The following is a 6,742-nucleotide window of genomic DNA, read 5'->3' as shown; positions in this document are numbered from 1 at the left end:
TCATAATAGTAACACATTTATTAGTTTGTAAATGTGTCTACCTATATCAGGATAAGACATAAAGCCTTTTACCTCGTAGTGTAAATGAAGTTACCGTTTGGGGTAACCGGAGTTATCATGTGAGGTGACCGGAGCCGTCATGTGAAGTCGTACTCTTCTACATAAGCGTCGAAGTACTCCGCCCGTTGGAGTCCTAAGTTACGGGCAATTGCAATGACTTGTTGCTGCTCGGTTGGTGAGAGCAAAGTTTCCCCTTTCCGCTTCTGATAATATCTTCGGATACCCCATAAGCCGATGAGCCGGTAGCGGAACGTGCCGGACTGGCCGACAGAGATGGCTTCTGCCGTATGGATAAAGCCTTTGGCATAGCGCACTTTCTTATTCGAGCAATAATATTTGCATTTTCCCGCTGTGGACTCTATTGCTTTCGGATTCAGTACATATAGGAAGATGTTGTTTGAGGGTGCATACGTATATGCAATCCGGCGCAGGCAGGTGTCAGTATAAGGGCATGTGTCAGTAGCGCATAAGCCGAAGTTATGGGGAACTTTGGAATAATCGAAAGTTTCTTCTTTCATCATTTTTTTGTTTAAAGTTCCGCAAAGGTACAATTAGTTTGGAGATTGATGGGTGCTTCACCTGATATTTGTTTTATCCCGAAAATATTATGTATTTTACGTAACGTGAAATGCGTAACGTAAAACATGGAATCATTCCGCCTTCCGGTTTCCGCATTTCGTCTTCCCCATTCCGCACCCCGTCCGTAAATGCTTCCCGCTTACTTGCCGCAGGACTATATTTGCAGAAAACATTTGCATATTCCCATGAAGACAAACTCTGTGATTCTATTGGTGTTGTGGCTTGCGGCGTGGCCGTTCTGCTGCCGGGGGCAAGGCTATATCAGTTACGACTATCTGCCCGAAAGTTCGTTGAAGGATGACCTCGGCAACGAGTATGGTTCGGGCAGCCTGATGATGGTATCGGGAAGGTATAACCTGCCGCTTTCCGTCAGGCATGACGACAAGGGCAGGCTGGTGGCGTGGTCGGCAACCGTCAATGCTGCCTATGGCGTATTCCATAATAAGGGGCAGGCGCGGGAGTTGAATCCGGACAATCTGCTGAATGCCAGTCTGAATATCTCCCACATCCGTCCCCTGTCCGACAAGTGGAGTATCATAGCCTCTGTGGGCGGCGGTGTCTATGCCCCGTTGGACGGGGTTTCCATGAAGACCCTACTGGCTAATGGAGCAATCATCTTTGTCTATAAACTGCGGAAGAACCTCGACTTGGGCATCGGTGCGGGGTTGACGAACTCTTACGGTATCCCGATGATACTGCCCATGATGTACTTCAGTTGGAGGAATGCCGGCAGGTATGAGCTGAAAGTGGATATGTCCAGCGGCATGAAAGTGTCCGTCGCCACCTGGCTGAACAAGAAGCTGAAGCTGGAACTGACCGCCCTCGATATGGACGGCATGTCTGCCGTGATGGAAGTCGACGGGAAATCGAAAATCTATTCTACCGTCATGCTGAGGTCATACATCAGTCCTTCGTGCCAGTTGAGTAGGAAGACGGCTGTTTATCTGGGAGTGGGCGGTAACTGGATACGCGGGATAAGTATGTCGGACCGTAGTTTGAAAGGTTTTCTCAATAACTTCAAGAACGATGAGGACGAGCCTTGCTTTAGACCGACTCTGCGCCTGACGGTGGGATTCAGGTATACGCTGAAATGACAAATGCCATTTTAGTAAAGACAAGAGGTAAAATAGTATCTTTGTCGCAATAACAGACACGTTTTATGGTAAAGTATTTATTAGTAGAAGATGAGCGCTTCGCCTACGAAGAGCTGAAGCGTATGATGCAACGGCTGCGCCCTTCCTGGCAGTTGGCGGGCTGGGCAGAGAGCGTGGAGCAGGCTGTACTGCTCTTGCGTCAGGGTAGCCTGGACTTGATGATTGTAGATATCCGCTTGTCCGACGGGTTGAGCTTTGAGATATTCGAGCAGTGTCCCGTCGATTTGCCCGTTATCTTCACCACCGCCTACGACGAATATGCCATCAAGGCTTTCAAGGTAAACAGCATCGACTATCTGCTGAAACCCATTGAAGAAAGCGACCTAGAAGCAGCCTTGTGCAAGTTCGAGCGCAACAGTGCCCTCCGTTCTGCGGCTCCCGAATATCGGCAACTGGAACTCGGCTACTTGGCAGCCAACAAGAAGAACCGTTTTCTGGTGCAGGTGGGCGATACCTTCCGCTACGTAGAAACTCCGGATGTCGCTTTCTTTTATAGTGAGGACAAGCTGACTTATCTGCACCTCTTCTCTGGGAAACGGTATATCATCAGCTACTCGCTGGACCAGTTGGAGGGAATGCTGGATAGGGATGTTTTCTTTAGGGTTTCAAGGAGCTGCATATCCAACATTAGGTCCATCCGGAAGAGTTCCAGGTACTTCGGCAGTCGCTTGAAGCTTTACTTCGAGCCAGAGTGCCCGCACGAGGTATTGGTGAGCCGCAGTCGCGTGGCCGATTTCTTGAAATGGGTGGACGGAGTGGTATGAGTTATAAGTTATGAGGCATAAGAGATACATATTCCTTTTTATACTGACGGTTTCCGTCTCGTTGCTTGTCATAGGGTGCGTTTATAACGTCATCAGCGGTAAGCCGTGGTATGCGAATATCATGGTGCAGTTCTTTCTGAATCTTCCTTTGTGCATAGGGCTGGGGTTCATCGACTTTGGGGTTATCAACTTGATATATAAAAGACTGAAACAGCGCAACAATGCGGTGAGGATTCTGGTGGATATCGTGTTGACCACTGCACTGGCTGTTCTGTTGACGTACATCTTGAACTTCCTGCTGATGGGCGGGCATGGAAATTTCTGGCATATCCTGAGAAGCTCCCTGCCGGTAGTGCCGTGGAACTGGATTATCGTTCTGCAGATAGAGATATTCTTCTATAGCCTGCAACGTTCGGAGATGGAGAAGCAGATGGCTGTCATCGAGAAGGAGAAGGCGCTGTATCAGTTCGAGGTGCTGAAAAACCAGATTAATCCCCATTTCTTATTCAATAGTCTGAATGTCCTTGCCTCCCTTGCTTATCAGGATACCGAAAAGACGAACCGGTTTGCCAAGAAGCTGTCTACGGTGTACCGTTATCTGCTCACTACGCATGGCAGAGCTACGGTGACCGTGCAGGAAGAACTGTCGTTCGTAGAGTCGTATTTATACCTGGAGCATATCCGCTTTGGCGATGCGCTGCATGTGGAGATAGAAGATGATTTGCGGAATCATCATTGTCTCGTCATTCCTGCCAGCATACAGATGCTTGTGGAGAATGCCTTGAAGCATAATATCAGTACAAAGAAGTCGCCGCTGATAGTCCATATATCCATAGGAAACGAAGGGATTACGGTACGCAACAATCTTCAGTTGCGCAACTATGTGGCCAGTAATGGAGCGGGATTGAAGAACCTGCAACGGCAGTATGCCCTATACGGCACGCTGGTGGAGATTCTTAAGGACGAAAAGGAGTTTGTGGTGAAACTTCCCTTTGTGGGCGGAGACGTGAACCGTCTCAACACAATATAGTCCTCTTCCCGAAGAAGAATCTGGAAACGTGCATCTTGTCCATAGCCCACGCCATACCCATGCAGCCGCTAAGAGTGAAGGCGGTGGCAGTGACAAGGAACAGCATCCCCGTAGGGTCGAAGGCGAACACGGGCAGAAACGCCTTGGACAGAATGGTGAAAATGGGTGAGAAAAGGAGTATGACCAGCGTATTGCGCCCTATAAAGAAGGAAAGCCGTTTGGCTTGTACCGGCAGATAGCCGTAGGCTGCCAACAGCAGGCTGATGGAAAGCCAGGTGATGGCGACTCCTGCCAGAGTACCCCTATCCAGATTGGCGGGAAAACAGCATAGTATTACGAATGGAACAATGGCGAAGGTTGTGGCGCGAAAGACTTGTGTAAAACGAAGCCCGCTTTGGCTCACTGTCATGCCGATAAGGAAATAGAGGGCATTGGAGAAGTTCATCAATCCTCCCCAATGGGAAAGGGCAAACAGGCAGACACCGGTCACAACCAGCCGGGAGACAACCGACAGCCGTACATAGCGGAATGTGATATAATAGATGAGGCTGCACAGAATCAGTGTATGCAGATACCAGTAAGGCCCCATCGGATGGAGGAATATCTTGTCGAGCAATACGGTAGGAGTAATGGCATCTACACTTTCGCGTACGGGCAGGAAATGCGACATCACCGTATAGGCCGCCTCCATGCAGGCATACGGAATGAAAATCCATAGAAACTTGCGGAGAAAGCTTCGGGCATCCTTCCGGTTATTGGCCAGATAGCCCGAAATAATCAGGAAAGCGGACATGTGGAACGTATAGACGATTTGTTTCGCATACGGATACTTGTCGCCTATATATACAAGGTGGAAGATAATCATCAGGGTGATGAAGATGCATTTCAGATAATCTATCTCTTTGACACGGCTTTCCATATAGGGTAGTTTTCTGCGTATTGTTATTGATGGCACAAATATATATACTTCCGTAAACTTATTTATATTTTGCAAAGGGATTAAGCTTATTTTCTCTTTTACCGATTGCTTTTATGTATGGAAAATGTATATTTGTGCATGAATCATTAACTTAATGTAAAACAGACTATGATAACAAGCCAATTACTTCACCCGGCCAGTATTGTGGTAGTGGGGGCATCCAACAATGTACACAAACCCGGAGGGGCTATCCTGAAAAATCTGCTTAGCGGCGGATATACCGGTGAGCTTCGTGCCGTGAATCCGAAAGAGACTGAAGTGCAGGGTGTTGCTGCCTTTGCGGATGTGAAGGACATTCCCGATACGGACCTAGCCATCCTTGCCATACCTGCCGCGCTTTGTCCCGATGCGGTGGAGATGCTTGCTGCGGAGAAGCAGGTGAAGGCGTTCATTATCCTTTCTGCCGGTTTTGGTGAGGAGACCCATGAGGGTGCTGTGCTGGAAGATCGCATACTGGAAACGGTGAACCGGTATGGAGCCTCTCTGATAGGCCCCAACTGTATCGGTTTTATGAACTCGTGGCATCACAGTGTATTCAGCCAGCCCATCCCGCAACTGCATCCGCAAGGGGTGGACCTGATTTCCAGCTCCGGTGCCACAGCGGTGTTCATATTGGAGAGCGCCGTGACCAAGGGATTGCAATTCAACTCTGTATGGTCTGTGGGCAATGCCAAGCAAATCGGCGTGGAGGATGTGTTGCAATACATGGACGAACACTTCAATCCGGAAGCGGATTCCAGAATAAAACTTCTTTATATAGAGAGTATCGGTGACCCTGACCGTCTGCTGTTTCATGCATCCTCGCTCATCAAGAAGGGCTGCAAGATTGCGGCCATCAAGGCGGGCAGTAGCGAAAGCGGCAGCCGGGCGGCGAGTTCGCATACGGGGGCCATTGCCAGTAGCGATTCGGCGGTAGAGGCCTTGTTCCGTAAGGCGGGTATTGTGCGTTGCTATTCGCGCGAGGAGCTGACGACCGTAGGTTGTATCTTCACACTGCCGGAACTGAAAGGGAAAAACTTCGCCATCATTACCCATGCCGGCGGTCCGGGAGTGATGCTGACCGATGCGTTGAGTAAGGGCGGACTGAATGTTCCGAAACTGGAAGGACCGGTGGCGGAGGAACTTAAGGGTAAGCTTTTCCCCGGTGCGGCTGTGGGGAATCCCATTGATATTCTGGCTACGGGTACGCCGGAACATCTGCGCCTCTGTCTGGAGTATTGTGAGGAGAAGTTTGACAATATTGATGCTGTAATGGCTATTTTCGGCACTCCGGGACTGGTGACCATGTTTGAAATGTATGACGTGCTGCACGAGAAGATGCTGCATTGTAAGAAGCCGATTTTTCCGATTCTTCCTTCCATCAATACGGCAGGAGCCGAGGTTGCTGCTTTTCTGGCAAAAGGCCATGTGAACTTTGCCGATGAAGTGACTTTGGGCACGGCACTTTCGCGGATAATGAACGCCCCGCGGCCTGCCAATAATGAAATCGAGCTCTTTGGAGTGGATGTTCCCCGTATCCGCCGGATTATAGATTCCATTCCTGCGGACGGTTATATCGCACCGCACTATGTGCAGGCATTGCTCCGCTCTGCAGGTATTCCTATTGTGGAGGAGTTTGTTTCGGACAACAAGGAAGAAGTGCTTGCCTTTGCGCGTCGCACGGGATTCCCGGTGGTGGCAAAGGTGGTGGGGCCGGTGCATAAGTCGGATGTGGGCGGTGTTGTGCTCAATATCAAGAGTGAACAGCATTTGGCATTGGAATTCGACCGTATGATGCAGATTCCCGAAGCTAGTGCTATCATGGTGCAGCCGATGTTGAAAGGGACGGAATTGTTTATCGGTGCCAAATATGAAGAGAAGTTCGGACATGTGGTACTCTGCGGCCTGGGCGGTATTTTTGTGGAGGTGCTGAAGGATATATCTTCCGGTCTTGCACCGTTGTCCTACGAGGAGGCTTACTCCATGATTCACTCGTTGCGTGCCTATAAGATTATCAAAGGTACGCGTGGGCAGAAGGGAGTGAATGAAGATAAATTTGCCGAAATTATTGTACGGCTTTCCACCTTGCTGCGCTTTGCAACGGAAATCAAGGAGATGGATATCAATCCATTGTTGGCGACTGAAAAGCAGGTGATAGCGGTGGATGCGCGCATTCGGATAGAAAAGAAGTAGGAAA

The 6,742-nt window shown here is 49.4% G+C and carries 6 protein-coding genes; 4 read left to right on the top strand and 2 right to left on the bottom strand.

All coding sequences use genetic code 11. The features are described 5' to 3' along the window. Nucleotides 1–137 precede the first annotated feature (137 nt). Nucleotides 138–578, bottom strand: coding sequence for a DUF6078 family protein (locus DWY55_RS10320; RefSeq protein ID WP_005834355.1), 441 nt, complete (start codon nt 576–578; stop codon nt 138–140). Nucleotides 579–824: 246 nt separating this feature from the next. Here DWY55_RS10320 and DWY55_RS10310 point away from each other — a divergent pair, with 246 nt between their 5' ends. The 3 genes from DWY55_RS10310 (at nt 825) to DWY55_RS10300 (ending at nt 3,587) form a co-directional block, all read left to right on the top strand. Next, nucleotides 825–1,733: a DUF6268 family outer membrane beta-barrel protein gene (locus DWY55_RS10310; protein ID WP_034526003.1), complete on the top strand. Its 909-nt coding sequence runs from the start codon at nt 825–827 to the stop codon at nt 1,731–1,733. Nucleotides 1,734–1,798: 65 nt separating this feature from the next. Next, nucleotides 1,799–2,557, top strand: coding sequence for a LytR/AlgR family response regulator transcription factor (locus DWY55_RS10305; RefSeq protein WP_005834358.1), 759 nt, complete (start codon nt 1,799–1,801; stop codon nt 2,555–2,557). 10 nt (nt 2,558–2,567) lie between these two features. Continuing rightward, the gene (locus DWY55_RS10300; RefSeq protein ID WP_117878791.1) at nt 2,568–3,587 is read left to right on the top strand and encodes a sensor histidine kinase; all 1,020 of its coding nucleotides are present in this window, start codon (nt 2,568–2,570) and stop codon (nt 3,585–3,587) included. Here DWY55_RS10300 and DWY55_RS10295 read toward each other — a convergent pair. Continuing rightward, nucleotides 3,574–4,506: an acyltransferase family protein gene (locus DWY55_RS10295; protein WP_035447239.1), complete on the bottom strand. Its 933-nt coding sequence runs from the start codon at nt 4,504–4,506 to the stop codon at nt 3,574–3,576. The genes DWY55_RS10300 and DWY55_RS10295 overlap by 14 nt on opposite strands. 168 nt (nt 4,507–4,674) lie before the next feature. On the opposite strand from DWY55_RS10295, the gene DWY55_RS10290 reads away from it, so the two are divergent. Further along, on the top strand, nt 4,675–6,738 hold the full coding sequence (locus DWY55_RS10290) for an acetate--CoA ligase family protein (RefSeq protein WP_008662517.1): 2,064 nt from the start codon (nt 4,675–4,677) through the stop codon (nt 6,736–6,738). Nucleotides 6,739–6,742: the final 4 nt, after the last annotated feature.

Origin of the sequence: Bacteroides sp. AF25-38AC (assembly GCF_003602995.1) — a bacterium.
Lineage (GTDB): Bacteria > Bacteroidota > Bacteroidia > Bacteroidales > Bacteroidaceae > Bacteroides > Bacteroides uniformis.
This window is presented reverse-complemented; position numbering and strand designations above follow the sequence as displayed.